The 15,685-nt window shown below is 73.7% G+C and carries 18 protein-coding genes; 7 read left to right on the forward strand and 11 right to left on the reverse strand.

Annotation, left to right across the window (positions count from 1 at the left end):
• Positions 1-93: 93 nt before the first annotated feature.
• The 4 genes from ACFV20_RS15725 to ACFV20_RS15740 are packed head-to-tail and all read left to right on the forward strand — an operon-like array spanning position 94 to position 2,739.
• Complete coding sequence (locus ACFV20_RS15725; protein WP_385656622.1) at positions 94-645, forward strand: tellurite resistance TerB family protein; 552 nt, start codon at positions 94-96, stop codon at positions 643-645.
• 60 nt (positions 646-705) lie between these two features.
• Positions 706-1,701 (forward strand): class A beta-lactamase, encoded by a 996-nt coding sequence (gene bla / locus ACFV20_RS15730; protein WP_385656624.1) that lies wholly within the window; start codon positions 706-708, stop codon positions 1,699-1,701.
• The gene (locus ACFV20_RS15735) at positions 1,698-2,060 is read left to right on the forward strand and encodes a DUF952 domain-containing protein (RefSeq protein ID WP_385656626.1); all 363 of its coding nucleotides are present in this window, start codon (positions 1,698-1,700) and stop codon (positions 2,058-2,060) included. Before bla ends, ACFV20_RS15735 begins: the two co-directional genes overlap by 4 nt.
• 4 nt (positions 2,061-2,064) lie before the next feature.
• On the forward strand, positions 2,065-2,739 hold the full coding sequence (locus ACFV20_RS15740; protein ID WP_385656629.1) for a DUF4328 domain-containing protein: 675 nt from the start codon (positions 2,065-2,067) through the stop codon (positions 2,737-2,739).
• Here ACFV20_RS15740 and ACFV20_RS15745 read toward each other — a convergent pair.
• From ACFV20_RS15745 to ACFV20_RS15785, 9 genes are all read right to left on the reverse strand, one after another.
• Positions 2,733-3,584 (reverse strand): putative RNA methyltransferase, encoded by an 852-nt coding sequence (locus tag ACFV20_RS15745; RefSeq protein ID WP_385656632.1) that lies wholly within the window; start codon positions 3,582-3,584, stop codon positions 2,733-2,735. The two genes, ACFV20_RS15740 and ACFV20_RS15745, sit on opposite strands and share 7 nt — an antisense overlap.
• A gap of 332 nt (positions 3,585-3,916) precedes the next feature.
• Positions 3,917-4,447 (reverse strand): hypothetical protein, encoded by a 531-nt coding sequence (locus ACFV20_RS15750; protein ID WP_385656635.1) that lies wholly within the window; start codon positions 4,445-4,447, stop codon positions 3,917-3,919.
• A complete protein-coding gene (locus tag ACFV20_RS15755) occupies positions 4,431-4,922 on the reverse strand; it encodes an RNA polymerase sigma factor (protein ID WP_385656637.1) in 492 nt (163 codons plus the stop codon). The genes ACFV20_RS15750 and ACFV20_RS15755 overlap by 17 nt, the downstream gene beginning before the upstream one ends.
• Positions 4,919-5,593 (reverse strand): class F sortase, encoded by a 675-nt coding sequence (locus ACFV20_RS15760; protein WP_385656640.1) that lies wholly within the window; start codon positions 5,591-5,593, stop codon positions 4,919-4,921. The genes ACFV20_RS15755 and ACFV20_RS15760 overlap by 4 nt, the downstream gene beginning before the upstream one ends.
• Positions 5,590-5,946: a sortase-dependent protein gene (locus ACFV20_RS15765; RefSeq protein WP_385656642.1), complete on the reverse strand. Its 357-nt coding sequence runs from the start codon at positions 5,944-5,946 to the stop codon at positions 5,590-5,592. The genes ACFV20_RS15760 and ACFV20_RS15765 overlap by 4 nt, the downstream gene beginning before the upstream one ends.
• A 450-nt stretch (positions 5,947-6,396) precedes the next feature.
• Entirely contained in the window at positions 6,397-7,284 is an 888-nt protein-coding gene (locus tag ACFV20_RS15770) for an amidohydrolase family protein (protein WP_385656645.1), read from the reverse strand.
• A gap of 264 nt (positions 7,285-7,548) precedes the next feature.
• The gene (gene pip, locus ACFV20_RS15775) at positions 7,549-8,511 is read right to left on the reverse strand and encodes a prolyl aminopeptidase (RefSeq protein ID WP_385656647.1); all 963 of its coding nucleotides are present in this window, start codon (positions 8,509-8,511) and stop codon (positions 7,549-7,551) included.
• On the reverse strand, positions 8,508-9,161 hold the full coding sequence (locus ACFV20_RS15780) for an ankyrin repeat domain-containing protein (RefSeq protein WP_385656649.1): 654 nt from the start codon (positions 9,159-9,161) through the stop codon (positions 8,508-8,510). Before ACFV20_RS15780 ends, pip begins: the two co-directional genes overlap by 4 nt.
• 146 nt (positions 9,162-9,307) lie before the next feature.
• Positions 9,308-9,658: a winged helix-turn-helix transcriptional regulator gene (locus ACFV20_RS15785; protein ID WP_385656651.1), complete on the reverse strand. Its 351-nt coding sequence runs from the start codon at positions 9,656-9,658 to the stop codon at positions 9,308-9,310.
• A gap of 47 nt (positions 9,659-9,705) precedes the next feature.
• Between ACFV20_RS15785 and ACFV20_RS15790 the strand changes: the two genes are divergently transcribed.
• Positions 9,706-10,638: an NAD(P)-dependent oxidoreductase gene (locus tag ACFV20_RS15790; RefSeq protein WP_385656654.1), complete on the forward strand. Its 933-nt coding sequence runs from the start codon at positions 9,706-9,708 to the stop codon at positions 10,636-10,638.
• Between the two features lie 3 nt (positions 10,639-10,641).
• Here ACFV20_RS15790 and ACFV20_RS15795 read toward each other — a convergent pair whose 3' ends face one another.
• Positions 10,642-11,532, reverse strand: a complete 891-nt coding sequence (locus ACFV20_RS15795) for a LysR family transcriptional regulator (protein ID WP_385656657.1) — start codon at positions 11,530-11,532, stop codon at positions 10,642-10,644.
• A 99-nt stretch (positions 11,533-11,631) separates the two neighbouring features.
• Between ACFV20_RS15795 and ACFV20_RS15800 the strand changes: the two genes are divergently transcribed.
• Positions 11,632-11,997: a YybH family protein gene (locus ACFV20_RS15800; protein ID WP_385656659.1), complete on the forward strand. Its 366-nt coding sequence runs from the start codon at positions 11,632-11,634 to the stop codon at positions 11,995-11,997.
• A gap of 313 nt (positions 11,998-12,310) precedes the next feature.
• On the opposite strand, the gene ACFV20_RS15805 is transcribed toward ACFV20_RS15800, so the two are convergent.
• On the reverse strand, positions 12,311-13,297 hold the full coding sequence (locus ACFV20_RS15805) for a LacI family DNA-binding transcriptional regulator (protein WP_385656879.1): 987 nt from the start codon (positions 13,295-13,297) through the stop codon (positions 12,311-12,313).
• Between the two features lie 331 nt (positions 13,298-13,628).
• On the opposite strand from ACFV20_RS15805, the gene ACFV20_RS15810 reads away from it, so the two are divergent.
• Entirely contained in the window at positions 13,629-15,683 is a 2,055-nt protein-coding gene (locus ACFV20_RS15810; protein ID WP_385656661.1) for an RICIN domain-containing protein, read from the forward strand.
• Positions 15,684-15,685 lie beyond the last annotated feature (2 nt).

The raw sequence follows: 15,685 nt of genomic DNA on the forward strand, positions 1-15,685 counted from the left end.
TGCGGAACCTTTGCCCGGGGGCCGGGCGTTGGAGGGGTGTGCGCGCGTGAGCGGGTGCGCCAGGTGATGCCGACTAGTACCGAGGTGACGTCAATGGCAGTGTGGGACCGGCTCAAGGACCAGGCCAAGGCTCTCCAGCAGGGGCAGGGGGCGCGGGGTGCGACGACCGGTGGGCACGGCGGCGCGGCGCGGCCCGGCGGTGGCGGCAAGGCCCAGCTGGTCGGCCTGCTGAAGACGCAGCTCGGCTCGCTGAAGAACGAGCTGAAGAGCGGGGCGTACCGGGACGCGAGCATGGCCATGTGCGCCCTGGTCGCGGCGGCCGACGGGCGGGTCGACCCGGCCGAGCGCCAGCAGGTCGAGTCCATGATCCTCACCAACGACGTCCTGCAGAACTTCCCGCCGGAACAGCTCCGGCAGCGTTTCAACAAGCACGTGGACCAGCTGACGGCCGACTTCCAGCTCGGCAGGTTCGAGGCGATGCAGGAGATCGCCAAGGCCGCCAAGAAGCCCACCGAGGCCAGGGCCGTGATCCAGACGGGCATCGTCATCGCCGGTTCCGACGGCGACTTCTCCCAGGCCGAGCAGATGGTCCTGCGCGAGGCCTGCGCGACGCTGGGGGTGTCACCGGCCGAGTTCCAGCTCTGACTCCCGCGCTGGTGGCGGCTTTGTCAGCCCCCGCACGACCGCCCTGACAGGAGCACCGCGATGACCCCCGACCGGGCCGTTCCGTCCCGCCGTGCGCTGCTGGCCGCCGCGGCCGTGCTGCCGCTGTCCGCCTGCGGCAGCGGCGACCGGTCCGCCGGTGACCCGGCCCGGTCGTCCGCGCCCACCGGCACACCCCCTGGCCGGCGCTCGGGCGGGCCGTCGGGCGGGCCGCCGGTCCACCGCCCCCGGCTGGCGGACCTGGAGCGCGCGTACGACGCCCGCGTCGGCGTCTACGCCCTCGCGACGGGCACCGGTGCCACGGTCGTGCACCGGGCCGGCGAACGCTTCGCGTTCTGCTCGACGTTCAAGGCGCTGGCCGCGGCGGCCGTGCTGCACCACCGCACCGCGAGCGGCCTGGACCGGCGCGTCACCTACACCGAGGCCGACCTGCGCTCGACGACGCCGGTCACCGGCAGGCACGTGAAGACCGGGATGACCCTGCGCGAGCTCTGCGACGCCGCCGTCCGCCACAGCGACGGCACGGCGGGCAACCTCCTGATGCGCGACATCGGCGGCCCGCCGGCCCTCACCGCCTACCTGCGCCGGCTCGGCGACACCGTCAGCCGCATGGACCACTACGAGCCCGACCTGCACGACGTGCCGCCCGGCGACCCCGCCGACACCACCACCCCGCAGGCGATCGCCACCGACTTCCGCGTGCTCCTCCTGGGCACCGCCCTGCCCGCCGGGGAACGGCGGCTGCTCATGGACTGGCTCTCGCGCAACGCCACCGACGTCGGCGCCCGCCGCATCCGGGCCGGGCTCCCCGGCGACTGGAAGGTGGCCGACAAGACCGGCACCGGCGACCACGGCCGGGCCAACGACATCGCGATCGTCCACCCGCCCCGCGGCGCGCCGCTCGTCCTGGCCGTCATGACCGAGCGGAGCCGACCCGGCAGCGAGCCCTCAGACGCCCTGGTCGCCGAGGCGACCCGGCGGGCCGTCGCCGCCCTGGGGCTCCCGGGGCCGCCGTCGGCGTCTATAACGGGGCCATGATCTATCACGTCGTACCGCTCACCGTCTGGACCGACGCCACCGGACGGACGTACGCGCCGGACTCCCTCGCCGAGGAGGGCTTCGTGCACTGCTCCCCGGACGAGGCGACCACGCTGGCCGTCGTCGACGCCTTCTACCGGGACGCGCCGGGGCCCCTGCTGGTGCTCGCCCTCGACGAGACGCGGCTCACCGCCCGGGTCGAATGGGAGGCGGCGGCCCCCGCCCCGCCACCCGGGGTCTCCGGCGACGTGCTGTTCCCGCACGTGTTCGGCCCCCTCGACCGGGACGCCGTCGACCACGTCCTGCGGGTGCGGTTCGACGAGGAGGGCCGGGCCGCGGAGCTGCGTGCGGCAGGATGACCGGGTGATCGAACAGAATGCCGTCCAGGTCGGCCCTCCTCCCACCCTGCGTCCTGTCCGGGGAGCGGCCCGCTGCGCAGTCGTCGCCCTCTCGCTCGCGGGGGCCGCCTGGGTGGTGCGGGCGGTCTGGCACCTCCGCCTCGCCGCCGCGGGCGAGCCGGCGTCCGGCCCGCCCGGCCAGGACGGCGGGGCGCACCGCCCGCTGAACGCCCTGGAGGACTCCTACCACCTGGTCTCCTCGGCCGGTGCCGGCGTCACGGCCGTCTGCGCGATCGTGTTCCTGTTCTGGCTGGACCAGATGCGGGACAACGCCAAGGCCCTGACGGGCGCCCGACTCGTCCATGGCTACGGCTGGCTCTGGCTGGGCTGGATCGTGCCCGTGGCGAACCTGTGGATACCCCGGGGCGTCGTCGCGGACGTCCACCGCTCGGTCTTCCCCGAGCGGCCGCTGCCCACCGTCGTCAACTGGTGGTGGGGCCTGTGGCTGCTCGGCCTGGCCGGCGGCGTGGGCATCATCTACGCCGACGACACGGACGAGGTCATCGCCCGTGCCTACGAGGACGTCGTGCCCCTGCTGGCCGCCGATCTGGTGATCGTGGCCGCGGCCGCGGCGGCGGCCCTCATGGTCCACACGCTCACGACGGCACAGCAGGAGCACATCGCCCGCAAGGGCTACTGACCGGCCCGCACCGGCCGGTACACCGACACGGCGAACGACGCCGTCACCGGCACCGGATCCCCCAACCGCCCGACCCGGTCGCTCAGTTGCCCGCCGGTGAGGTGATGAGCGGTCGGACTCATGCCCACCAGGCAGGCGACGTCGTCGGCCGGGAGCCGCATCACCCACTCCAGCAGTTCGGTGCCCTCGAGCCGGAAGGTGACGCCCAGGGAACGGCGCAGCCGCTCCTCCTTCCTCGGGTCGACCTCCAGCAGCCCGAGGGGCCCGCGCAGTTCGCGCAGGTGCCGGCCGGTGGGCGTGACGACGAGCAGCGCGCCGTCCGGGCCGAGGACGCGGTGGAACTCGGGCCCGTTGCGGGGCGCGAACACGTTGAGGACGAGGTCGGCGCAGCCGGTGCGCACCGGCCAGGGCCGCCACACGTCCCAGCCGGCGGCCCGCGCGCGAACGTGCGACCGGGCGGCCGTGCGCAGGGCGGCTGTGGAACTGTCCAGCCCCAGCCCGAGCGCCCGGGGGAGGGCGTCCAGGACCGCGGCCAGATAGTGGCCGGTGCCGGCCCCGGCGTCCACCACGATGCCGTCGGGCGGGGCCAGTTCCGAGGCGAGCCGCGCGAGGGTGCGGGCGAGCGGGGCGTAGTGCCCGGCGCCCAGGAACGCGGCGCGGCTGCGGACCATGCCGGGGGAGTCGGCGCTCGGTGCCCGCCGGTGGCCGGTGAGCAGACTGACGTAGCCGTGGCGGGCGATGTCGAAGGTGTGCCGTTCCGCGCAGCGCAGCGCACCGGCGGTGCGTTCAAGGGCGGACGGGCACAGCGGGCAGGTCAGGACGGACAGGAGACGATCGGAAGACAAGGGGTGCTCCTCGGAACGCGGCGCGGCCGCGGCGGGGCGGCGCAGCACGCGCGGGCGGCGGACGGTGAGGCGTCGGCGTGCGCCGGCCGGTCGCCGTGCACCGGCGGCCGGGGGCGGGTACGCCGAGGACGGCGACGTGACCGGGCACGTCGCCGTCCTCACCGCGGCGTCAGAGGAAGCAGTGCGGCAGCGCGTTGCATGCAAGTGCCATCCGGCCAGGCTACCGGCGCCACCGGGCCGCGGACGAGCCGCCGCCCGCCGTGCGCCGCCGGGCCGCGGACGAGCCGCCGCAGCCGTGCGCCACCGGCCCCGCCGGTCCCCGAACTCGGCGGCTACCGCCCGCTAGTGAGGGGACCGCGAGCCGTGTCCCCCGGGCGGGCCGCCGAGGGGACGGGGCGGATCGAGGTGGGGGTGGCCGACGGGGCGCGGCGGGACGGTTCCGCCCGGTCGGTCGCCTCCTCGGGGGCGGGGGTGCCGGGCCTGGTCGTGCGGGCGTCGACGGTGCCCGGGGACGAGGGCCGCGAGCGGGGAACGGACGAGGACGGTTCGGGGGTGGGGGCCGGCGAGTCGGTGGCCGGCGCCGGCCGCTCGGTGGGCGGGGCCATGGGGATCGTCGGTGTCGGAGGGCGCTCGGGCACGGTGTGGCGCAGGGGGAGCGCGATGAGGGCCGCCGCGACGCAGCACAGACCGGCCCCGGCCGCGGTGCGCAGCAGTCGGCGCCGGGCCGCGCGATGCCGGATCGCCTCGAACTGACCGGCGGGAGCCCCCAGGTAGTCGGGGCCGGAGGGGCGCAGGATCACGGCGAGCGGATCGTCGTCGGCGTGCTCCGGGTCGCCCGGGACGCCGTCAAGACGTGTGGTCAAGGCTTCTCCTCAGGTGGACGCGGAGCAGTTCCCGGGCCGCGTGCAGATCGGCCTTGACGGTGCCTTCCTTGCGCCCGGTCAGTGCGGACACCTCCCGGATCGGCATGTCAGCGTAGTAGTGGAGGAGGATCGGGACGCGCAGTCGTTCCGGCAAGGACTGCACGAGCAGCCGCACGGACGGGTCGGCCTGCACGTCGGGCGGCCGTACGGCGGCCTCCGAGGTGACGCGGTGCAGGGCCCGGCGCTCGCGCTCCGTCCTGCGCCAGTGGTCCCGGACCAGGTTGGCCGCGGTGACGTAGAGGAAACCGCGCGGCTCGTCGACGGACGTCCAGCGGGCCCACAGCCGGGTGAACGCCTCCGAGGCGATCTCGTGGGCCGTTCCGTCGTCGTCGACGAGCCGGCGGCACCAGCCGGCGAGGCGTGGGTAGAGGGCGGCGAACAGCTCGGACGCCGCCTTCTCACGGGACCGTTTCACCGCTCTCCAGGGGTGGGGGACTTCGCGCCGCTCAGCGTCGCGAACACGATCACGTTGTCCGCGTAGCCGTCTCCCGTCCGCGCTCCGCCGCAGGTGATCAGCCGCAGCTCGGGGCGGGCCACGTTCCCGTAGACGTCGTCCGCCGGGAAGGCGGTTTTCGGGACGGTCCGTACGGCCGTGACGGCGAACTCCGCCGCCGTGCCGTTCTCCAGACGCGCCACGATCCGGTCGTCCCGGTGCAGCCGGGCGAGGTGCCGGAAGACGCCGTCACCGTACGGGCCGACCGTGACATGGCCGAGGAGCACCGACGGGCCGGTCTCGCCGGGGGTCGGCGAGTGCCGGTACCAGCCCGCACGGTCGTGGGCGGTGACCGGCGGCACCTGCACGGTGCCGTCGCCCGCCAGGCCCAGCCGGATGACCGGGGTGTCGACGCCGATGGCCGGGATCAGGAGCCGCACGGGCGCCGAACGGGCCAGGGGGCGCGCTCCGCCGGACGGCACCGGCGACGCGGCGGCCCCCGGCCCGCGCACGGCGGTGCCGCGGCGAGCGGTGTCATCGCCGGTGGCGTCGTGGCGGGTGGTGTCGTGGCGGGTGGTGTCCCGGCCCCCGCACGCCGTCACCAGGGACGCCAGTCCCCCGGCCATGAGGGCGCGCCTGGAGAACGGGCTCACGCCCCGCTCGCCCGGCGCCGGCGCACGACGAAGACGGTGCCGCCGCCCAGGGCGAGCACCGCGGCGGCACCCGCGCCGATCGCCGTGCCGCCGGTTCCCGAGGCCCGAGGCGTCGTCACCCCGGTGTCGGGCGCGCCGCTCGGCCGGCGGGTGACCTGGTCCTCGGCGGGCGCCGGGGTCGGTTCGGCGGCGGCCGGCGCCCGAGTCGGTTCGGCGCTCTCGGCCGGCCGGGTGGTGGGCGAGGCGGCCGACGGGACCGGGCTCGGGGTCGTCCCGTCCGCGAACGCGGGCCCCGTGCCCAGCAGTACGGCGGTGCCCGCGAGGGCCAGGGTGCTGAGGACAGTTCGGCGCATGGAATCGCACTCCTTCGTCGGTCCGCCCGACGGTCGGCGGGCTGGGTGACAGATCGTGCGGAGAGACGAGGCGGCGGCACGGCGGGTTGTAAAGAGCCGGCAAAGCCGCCGAGGGGCCACCGAAAGAATCGGCTGCGGACGGCAGTTCGGGGCCGTTGGCATCCGACGCGATGACGACTCACTCCATGAGCAGATTGGGGGACCCGTCCGCGCAAGGTGAGTGCTGATGCCCACCGACTTCGCGAACGGGGACTGGCCGGACACCCGGCCGCCGTGCCGCACGGTGGTGGGCCTGTTCCCGCGCCACCACGAAGACCACGCCTACGACGAGTCCAACCCCGAGTACGTCCCGGACTCGCCCCCGGAGTGGGCCGGGTGGTGGACATCGGCTGACCCCCCGGCCGGTCCGTGCCGGCCGGGGCGGCCGGACCCCGCAGCTCCGCCCCGGCCTCACAAGCCGAAGAGCTCCGCGCCGTTGTCGTGGCACACCGCCCGCAGCCACTCCTCGCCGAGGCCGAGCCGCTCCAGGGCGTCGAGCTGATGCACGTACGGGTAAGGGATGTTGGGGAAGTCGGAGCCGAGGAGCACACGGTCGCCGAGGGCCGCCAGCCGGGGCAGGGCCCGGCGGGGGAGCGGCATGAACGCCTCGGTGAAGTCGGTGAACGCCATCGTGGTGTCCAGCCGCACCTCCCCGTACCGCTCGGCGAGGTCGAGGAACTCCTCGTACTCGGGCATCCCCATGTGGGCGACGATCAGCCGGAGCCGGGGGTGTTCGGCCAGCACCCGTGCGATCGGCCCCGGGCCGGTGTGCTTGCCGGGCGCGGGACCGGAACCGCAGTGGATCACCACGGGGACCCCGGCCTCGGCCAGCAGGCCCCACGCCGGCCGCAGGAGCTCGTCGGCCGGGTCGTACGCCCCCACCTGCACGTGCGACTTGAAGACCCGCGCGCCCGCTTCGACGGCTTCCCGGACGTACGCCTCGACGCCGGGCTCCGGGAAGAGGGTGGCGGTGTGCAGGCAGTCGGGGGTGCGGTGCGCGAAGCCGGCCGCCCAGCCGTTGAGCCAGCGGGCCATGCCGGGCTTGTGCGGGTAGAGCATCGAGGTGAAGGCCCGCACGCCGAACCCCCTGAGGATCGCGTCCCGTTCGGCCTCCGCCTCCCGGTAGGTGATCGGCCACTCCAGTCCGCCGGTGAGCGGCCCGAGGGAGTCGAAGTACTCCCAGACCTTGCGCAGGACCCGCTCGGGCATGAAGTGCGTGTGCACGTCGACGAGGCCGGGGAGTCCGAGCCGCCCCCAGAAGCGGCGGACGGCGGCGGACTCGGCAGCGTGATCGTTCATGGTGCCCACCCTCGGGCGGAGCGGGGCGGCCTGACCAGTGCCGTGCGCGAGCCACCCGTGAGGCGTCCGTCACGCCCCCGGGCAGCCGGATCGGAGGCGCCGCCACTGCCGAACCGGTGCGTTGCCCGCGCCACCGGTGTGGGCACTGCCGGACCCGGTATGTTGCCTCCGCGCACCGGTGTGGGCACTGCCGGAACCGGTGCGTTCCTCCGCGCACCGGTGTGGGCACTGACCCGGAACCGGCGCGTTCCTCCGCGTACCGGCTCACGTGCTCCGGAACCGGTCCGTGGCCGCCATGACGGCCGCTGTCATGGAGGTTCCCGACAGCCCGTGTCCCTCCTCGCCGATCAGGACCAGCTCGGCGTCCGGCCAGGCCCGGGCCAGGTGCCACGCGACGTCCACGGGGCTGCTGATGTCCATCCGGCCGTGCACCAGCACCCCCGGGATGCCGGCCAGCCTCCCCGCGTCCCGCAGCAGCGCCCCGTCCTCCAGGAACGCGGCGTGCCGCCAGTAGTGCGTGACGAGACGGGCGAAGCGCATCCGGAAGCGCGGGTCCTGGGAGCGGGGGTCGGGCCGGTGCCCGGGCGCGGTGGAGACGTGCACGTCCTCCCACCGGCACCATGCCCGCGCGGCCCGCTCCCGTACGGCCGGATCGGGGTCGGCGAGCAACCGGGCGTAGGCGTCGGCCGGACTCCCGCCGCGCATCTCCTCCGGCACGGCGTCCCGGAACCGGGCCCACTCCTCGGGGAAGATCCGCCCCATGTCCCGGGTGACCCACTCGACCTCGCGGCGCGTGGTGTGGGTGACGCTGAAGAGGACCAGGGCGGAGACGGACGCGGGGTGCCGCTCGGCGTAGGCCAGCGCGAGGGTCGTACCCCAGGAGCCGCCCAGGACGAGCCATTCCCCGATGCCGAGGTGCTGCCGCAGCCGCTCGATGTCGGCGATCAGATGGTGGGTGGTGTTGGCGGCGAGCGAGGTGCGCGGATCGGCCGCGTCGGGCGTACTGCGCCCGCAGCCGCGCTGGTCGAACAGCACGATGCGGTACGCCGCCGGGTCGAACAGCCGCCGCCAGAACGGCCCCGCCCCGGAACCCGGCCCGCCGTGCAGGACGACGGCGGGCTTGCCCGCGGGGTTCCCGCAGGTCTCCCAGTAGACGCGGTTGCCGTCCCCGACGTCGAGCATGCCGTGCGCGTACGGCTCGATGCCGGCGGGACGCAGCTCGGTCATGACAGGTGTGTCTTCGTGATCTTCTCCCACCCCGCAGGGGTCACCTTGTAGTGGTCCCCGTCGTCGGCGTCCATCCGCGAGCTGGCGTGCACATGCACGTAGTCCCCCTCGTGGTGGTAACGGAAGCCGCCCATCATGCCGACCACCGTGAAGACGACCTTCACGTGGCGGGCCTCCGTGAGGGGAGCCAGCGGGGGCAGCAGGTGCTCGATCTCCTCGAAGCACCGGCCGGTCGTCTCGCGCATCAGGGTGTGGAAGTGGCGCTCCAGGGCGTCCACCGGGGCGGGCAGGGGCCGTACCGTGACCGGTTCGAGGAGCTCCAGCAGGTGCGTGTGCCCCCGCTCCCGGGCGATGTCGACGGGGCGGCGGCCGTCGCGGGTGAGCTGGGTGCGCCAGGCGCCGTGCGCGATCAGCCGGGACACCACGGCGAACTCGGCGCCGTGCCAGGCCGCCTGATGCAGCGGGGAGAAACCGCTGCGGTTCCCGGGCCGGGGCAGATTGACCCACTCCGGCCATTCCCCCAACGCCTCGAAGAGCCGCTCCCACTCGGCGTCCCGCGCCAGGTCCGAGAAGCCGTCCCGCCGGTCCAGGTACCACGGGTTGAAACGTGCGCGATCGGTGAGCCCGTCCCATTGCACCAGCGTGATCACCGGACCACGCTAACCGACCCGGCTGCCCGCGCCACCGGAGTACCCACCTTTTTGTGGGGACTTGGCAGTGCGTGGACACCGGGCGAACCTGGTGGTGGGAGGCCGGCCGGGAACAGGATGCGGAACGGAGGGAGGTGGCACCCGGATCAGGAGGCCGGCCGGGCTGTCCCCGCCAGTTTCTCCAGGCGACGGTGACCCCAGTCGGACAACGGAGCCAGTGACTCGGCGAGTTCGCGGCCGAACGCGGTCAGGGAGTAGACCGTCTTCGGCGGCTGCACGTCATGCACCTCACGGTGTACCAGTCCGTCCGCCGCCATCTCCCGCAGGGCGTCCGTCAGCACCTTCTCGGTGAGGCCCGGCAGGCGCCGGCGCAGCTCCGCCGGGCGGTGCGGGCCCGCCTCCAGCAGCCAGAGCAGGGCCGTCTTCCACTTGCCGTCGATCACGGCGATCGCGGCGGTCACACCGCAGACGTCCGGATCCTGGCGCCGCCGCGTCACAGTCGCTCCCTTGTCATCAACCGCCGTGCACATATGAGGAGTTCAGTATGTCTTCGTACAGCGCTTCGCCGGCCCCGGCGTATTCCGCCCGGCCGCCCGCCGGCCACCCGGCCACCACGGTGACCGTGCTCGGTCTCGGCCCGATGGGCCGGGCCCTGGCCGGTGCGTTCGTCGACGCCGGTCTGCGCACCACCGTCTGGAACCGTACTCCGGGCCGCGACCGGGAGCTCCTCGTCCGCGGTGCGGTGGGCGCGGCGTCGGCGGCCGAGGCGGCCGCGGCGAGCGAGGTGACCGTCGTCTGCGTGGTGAACTACGACGCCGCCGACGCCGTGCTGCGCCAGGACGACGTCGAAGCCGCCCTCACGGGCCGTACGGTCGTCAATCTGACCGCCGACACCCCGGCCCGGGCCCGCGACACCGCCGCCTGGGCCGCCGCGCACGGCGTGCGCTACATGGACGGTGCGATCATGACCCCGACGACCACCATCGGCACGCCCCACGCGGTTTTCCTCCACAGCGGCCCCGAGGATCTCTACCGCGAACTCGGGACACTGCGAAGGGCGTTGGGCGGCACGCACACCCATCTCGGCGAGGACACGGGCCGGGCCGCGGCCTATGACATCGCCCTGCTCGACATCTTCTGGACGGCGATGGCGGGCTATGCGCACGCGGTGGCGGTGGCCCGGGCCGAGGGCATCACCGCGAGGGAACTGGCGCCCTTCGCCCAGGGCATCGGCGCGATCCTCCCCCCGTTGTTCGCGGAGACCGCCGTGGACGCCGACGCCGGCACCTACTCCGGCGAGGGCAACCCGCTCACCTCGGCCGTGTCGTCCATGTCCCACATCATCCGCGTCTCCGAGTCGCACGGCATCGACGCCGGGGTCATGCGCGCCGCCGAGGGCATGGCCGGCCGCGCCATCGGGCTGGGGCACGGACAGGACGGTTTCCTCCGTGTCGCGGAGGTCATCGGACGGCGCTGACCGCTAGGCGGAGCCCTCACTCAGGCCGAACGCCCGCCCGCACTGCGCGAGCATCTCGCGCACCGCGGGGCTCCGTCCGTCCCGCCACACCAGCGCGAGCAGTGCCGGTGTCTCGACGTCGTCGACGGTGCGGACGACGAGCCGGCCCCGCTGCCCCGCGGCCATCGACTCACTGAGGACGCCGATGCCCAGACCACGGGCCGCGAGGTCCGCGACGGTGTCCGCGGCGCCGGCCTGCAGCGCGATACGGGGCCGCAGACCACGCGCGGCACAGGCTCCGTCGAAGACCGTCCGCAGGCCGGTGCCCGGGGGCATGCACACGATCGGGTGGTCGACGACGTCCCGCAGCGTGAGCCGCCGCCGCGATGCCAGGGCGTGGCCCTCGGGGACCAGCGCGACGAGCCGCTCGCTGATGATCGTCGACGAACCGAGGCCCTCCGGCGCGGTGGCCGTCCCGACCAGGGCCATATCGAGGGTGCCGACGCGCACCGCTTCGACGAGCCGGTCGGAGTTGTCCTCCTGCAGGGAGATCTCCACCCCCGGATGCGCGCGGTGGAACGCGGCGAGCGCGTCGAACAGGGGCGTGACAGTGCAGCCGATGACCATCCCGACCATGAGCCGGCCCCGGATCAGGCCGGTCACCTCGCCCACCGCCTGCCCGACGGCCGCCGCCGCGGCGAGCGCGGCCCGGGCGTGGTCCAGCGCTGCCCGGCCCGCGTCGGTCAGCGTCGCGGTGCGTGCCGACCGGTCGAAGAGCTCGGCCCCCAGCTCCCGCTCCAACTGGCGTATCTGGGCGCTGACTCCCGACTGGCTGATGTGCACCCGTTCGGCGGCCCGCGTGAAGTTCCGTTCCTCGGCGACCGCGACGAAGTACTCCAGCTGCCTCAGTTCCATGACTGGAAATTCTAGCTTCCAGCAAATCCATCTGTTGGACTTCTGACCGCTGTCCGAAGAGGCTGGTGGCACCGAGCCATCCCGACACCAGGAGGACCCGTGCCGGAGTACGAGAAGGCCATGCGCCCCGAGGACATCACCCGTCTGTTCGTCGAACGCTCCAACGCCGGTGACGCGGCCGGAGTGGCCGCGCTCTACGAAGTGGACGCGGTCCTGGCCTACCCGCCCGGCGCACGCACGGTGGGACGCGAGGCGATCCGCGCACTATGGGAGAAGGTGCTGGCCGAGCGTCCCCGCTTCGAGCCGGAAGCGCCGCTCCCGACCCTGGTCAGCGGCGACATCGCCCTGACGTCGACCCCGCCGAAGGACGGGTCGGGCGCCCGCGCGCAGGTGGTCAGGCGCCAGCCCGACGGAAGCTGGCTGCGCGTCCTCGACCAGCCCGAGTTCACTCCCCCTGCCGGCTGAGACACCGGACGAACCAGGACCCCGAGGCGCCTCCGTCGCGCGGCCGCGTCTCCGGAGGACCCCGACCGCGGTGCCATCAATACGGCCGCGGTGCCGTCAATCCGGCCGCGCGTCGCCCCCTCGCCGCGGTGCTGTCAGCCCTGCCGCGTGTCGTCCCCTCGCCGCGGTGCTGTCAGCCCTGCCGCGTGTCGTCCCCTCGCCGCGGTGCTGTCAGCCCTGCCGCGCGTCGCCCCCTGCCGCTGTGCCGTCACCCCTGCCGCCGCGCCGCACCCGTGCTGCCGCGCCGCCGCCCGGCTGCCGCGCCGCCGCGCCGTCACCCCGGCCTCCGCCCCGTGCTCTCCCGGATCACCAACCGCGTGGGCACCAGCGTCGTCCCGTGTTCCGTGCCGGACTCCCGCATCTTGCTGAGCACCCCCTCCACGCACAGCCGCCCCACCTCCGCGAAGTCCTGGTGGATCGTGGTCAGGGGCGGGAGGAAGGACGCGGACTCGGGGAGGTCGTCGAAGCCGACGACGCTGACGTCCTCGGGGACGCGGCGGCCTCGTTCGTGCAGGGCGCGCAGCAGGCCCAGGGCCATCTGGTCGTTGGCCGTGAACACCGCCGTGCAGTCCGGCTCGCCGGCCAGCCGCAGCCCCGCCCGGTAGCCGGACTCCGCCGACCAGTCGCCGCGGACCAGGGGCGGTGGGGTGCGGCCCGCCTCGGTGAGGGTGTCGCGCCAGGCGTTGGCGCGGCGCTGGGCGGCGAAGGAGCCCTCCGGTCCGGCCAGGTGCCAGACCGTGTCGTGCCCGAGGTCCAGCAGGTGCCGTACCGCGTCCCGGGCACCGCCCGCCTGGTCGGTGTCGACGACGGTGTAGCGGTCACCGGCGTCGGAATCGGCCACCACGACCTGCACACCGGGCGGCAGGGACACCGTCGCCGCGTCGAGCAGGTGGATCTCCATGATGACGATGACGGCGTCCACGGCGAGTTCGCCCAGCCGGGAGAAGGCGCCGTTCACCTCGTCCTGGGTGGGCACGGCCACCGGCAGCAGCGTGACGGCGTAACCGTGCTCGGCGGCGGAGGTGGCGATGGCCTGCAGGGTGCGGATGTTGCCCATCGTGGAGAGCGAGAAGGTGATCACGCCGAGGGTGCGGAACTCGCCCCGGCGCAGCGCCCGTGCCGCGCTGTTGGGGCGGTAGCCGAGCTCCCGCATGGCGGCCAGGACCTGTGCGCGGGTGTCCCCGTTGACGCCCGGGAAGCCGTTGGAGACGCGGGAGACGGTCTGTGAGGAGACCCCGGCGAGCCGGGCGACGTCCGCCATGGAAGCGCCCTGCCGGGGCCGGGCCGCGCGCCGTCTCGTACGGCTCGTGCCGCCCGGCTCGCTCTCGCCGTTCGCCGTGCTCACCCGCCCCTCGCCTCCCTCGCCGCCTCCCGGCGCGAAAATTCAGGTCCGGAACGACTCCTTGACCCCTGAGATGCGCACAGTGTAGACATCCCGCCAGCGGATGTTTACGTAAACATCACCTGGTCGAAATCGCGCGCAAACACATCGAAACCGCACCAGTCGTACGACGCAGGCCCCGATCTCTGCGCCCGCCCGATCTCTGCGCCCGCCGGGACGCGCGGCACGCAGAAGAGCTGGAGTACTCGAGATGGCACACCGCACCCGTAAGAGAAGGCTCCTCGGGACCGTCGGCGTCACCGCCGTGGCGACCGGAACCCTCCTGGCCACGCTGATCCCGCCCGCCGCCCACGCCGAACCGGCCGGGGCCGAGGCCGCCGGAGTCACCGTCCGGCCCGACCCCTCCTACGCGGGGGAGAGGTTCGAGGGCTGGGGCACCAGCCTGGTCTGGTTCGCCAACGCCACCGGCGACTACCCGCCCGCGATCCGCGAGAAGCTCTACCAGCTCCTCTTCGGCGACGACGGCCTCGACCTGAACATCGCCCGCTACAACATCGGCGGCGGCAACGCCCCCGACGTCAAGGACTATCTGCGGGCCGGTGGCGCCGTCGAGGGCTGGTGGAAGGCCCCGGCGGGCACCACCCGCGAGGACGTCGACTGGTGGGACGCGGACGACCCGGCCGACTGGAACAGGAACGCGGACAAGACGCAGCGGAGGTGGGTCGACCGCATCAAGAAGGACATCACCCACTGGGAGACCTTCAGCAACTCCCCGCCCTGGTTCATGACCGAGAGCGGCTACGTCTCCGGGAACTTCGACGCCGGCAAGGACCAGCTGAAGCCGGGGTCGGTCGACGACTTCGCCAAGTACCTGGTCGGCGCGACCGAACGCCTGGAGAAGGCGCACGGCATCAAGGTCGACACGCTCGACCCCTTCAACGAGCCGAACACGGACTACTGGGGCACCAAGCTCGGCCCGGACGGCGAGCCGACCGGCGGCCGCCAGGAGGGCGCGCACATCGGCCCCGAACTCCAGCAGAAGGTGATCCGCGCCCTCGCCCCGGTCCTGGACACGTCCCGTTCGAGGGCGGAGATATCCGCGATGGACGAGACCAACCCCGGCACCTTCGCGACGAACTGGAACAGCTACCCGCAGGAGGTCCGCGACCTCGTCGGCCAGATGAACGTCCACACCTATGGCACCGGTCAGCGCACGACCGTCCGCGACCTGGCCAAGGCCGCCGACAAGCCGCTGTGGATGAGCGAGGTCGAGGGCGACTGGGGTGACGGCCAGAGCTTCACCGACATGCGGCCTGGTCTGGGCCTCGCCCAGCGCATGGTCGACGACCTGCGTGAACTGGAGCCCAAGGCCTGGGTGTTCTGGCAGCCGGTCGAGGACTACGACAACATGAAGCCGGGCGGCGAGTCCGCGAAGGGCGGCAACTGGGGCGAGATCCAGCTTCCGTTCAGCTGCACCTCGAAGGACACCCTGAAGTCCTGCCCGGTCCACACCAACACCAAGTTCGACACGGCCCGCAACTTCACGCACTTCATCAGGCCCGGCGACCGGCTGATCAAGACGAACGACACGTCCAGCACCGCGGCGGTCTCCCGCAAGGGCGACGCGGCGACCGTCGTCCACGTCAACAGCGCCACCGAGGCGCACGAGGTGACGCTCGACCTGTCGAAGTTCGGCCGGGTCTCCTCCCGGGCCACCGTCACCCCGGTGGTGACCAGCGCCGACGGCAAGCTGGAGAAGCAGAAGCCCGTCCGGGTCTCCGGCAAGCGGGCCACGCTCGCGGTGCCCGGCCAGTCGGTGACGTCCTTCCTGGTCAAGGGCGTCTTCGGGGTCGCGGAGGACGCGGCCGAGCTCCGCAAGGGCCACACCTACCGCCTCACCGGCGTCCAGAGCGGCAAGGACCTCACCCTCGCCGGCAACGGCACGGGCCTGGTCATCAGGACCCCGGACACGGCCGACCCCAGCGGGCAGCGGTGGCGGGTGGCGCAGATCCGCGGCGAGGCCAACCGCAAGCGGTACGTGCTGACGGAGACGGCTTCCGGCAAGCGCCTGGCCGTCCGTGACGGAGCCCTGGTCGCCGAGCCGGACGGGGGCCGCCGCGACGACGCCGCGCAGTGGATCGCGTCCTCGACCGGCGACGGTTCATGGACGTTCGTGAACGCGGCGACCGGGCAGCTCCCCGATGTCGGCGGCCAGTCCACGAACGACGGCGCCTCCGTCGGCGTGTGGCAGCCCAACTCCGGCTCCAACCAGCGCTGGAAGGTGACGGACGTGACGAACGACTGACC

The sequence above is a fragment of the Streptomyces sp. NPDC059696 genome, assembly GCF_042733745.1.
Taxonomy (GTDB): Bacteria; Actinomycetota; Actinomycetes; order Streptomycetales; family Streptomycetaceae; genus Streptomyces.

Bases quoted from the DNA above. Each gene is read 5' to 3' on its own strand.
- ACFV20_RS15725 (WP_385656622.1), top strand. From the start codon at position 94: ATGGCAGTGTGGGACCGGCTCAAGGACCAGGCCAAGGCTCTCCAGCAG.
- bla (WP_385656624.1), top strand. From the start codon at position 706: ATGACCCCCGACCGGGCCGTTCCGTCCCGCCGTGCGCTGCTGGCCGCC.
- ACFV20_RS15735 (WP_385656626.1), top strand. From the start codon at position 1,698: ATGATCTATCACGTCGTACCGCTCACCGTCTGGACCGACGCCACCGGA.
- ACFV20_RS15765 (WP_385656642.1), bottom strand. From the start codon at position 5,946: ATGCGCCGAACTGTCCTCAGCACCCTGGCCCTCGCGGGCACCGCCGTA.
- ACFV20_RS15770 (WP_385656645.1), bottom strand. From the start codon at position 7,284: ATGAACGATCACGCTGCCGAGTCCGCCGCCGTCCGCCGCTTCTGGGGG.
- pip (WP_385656647.1), bottom strand. From the start codon at position 8,511: ATGACCGAGCTGCGTCCCGCCGGCATCGAGCCGTACGCGCACGGCATG.
- ACFV20_RS15790 (WP_385656654.1), top strand. From the start codon at position 9,706: ATGTCTTCGTACAGCGCTTCGCCGGCCCCGGCGTATTCCGCCCGGCCG.
- ACFV20_RS15795 (WP_385656657.1), bottom strand. From the start codon at position 11,532: ATGGAACTGAGGCAGCTGGAGTACTTCGTCGCGGTCGCCGAGGAACGG.
- ACFV20_RS15805 (WP_385656879.1), bottom strand. From the start codon at position 13,297: ATGGCGGACGTCGCCCGGCTCGCCGGGGTCTCCTCACAGACCGTCTCC.
- ACFV20_RS15810 (WP_385656661.1), top strand. From the start codon at position 13,629: ATGGCACACCGCACCCGTAAGAGAAGGCTCCTCGGGACCGTCGGCGTC.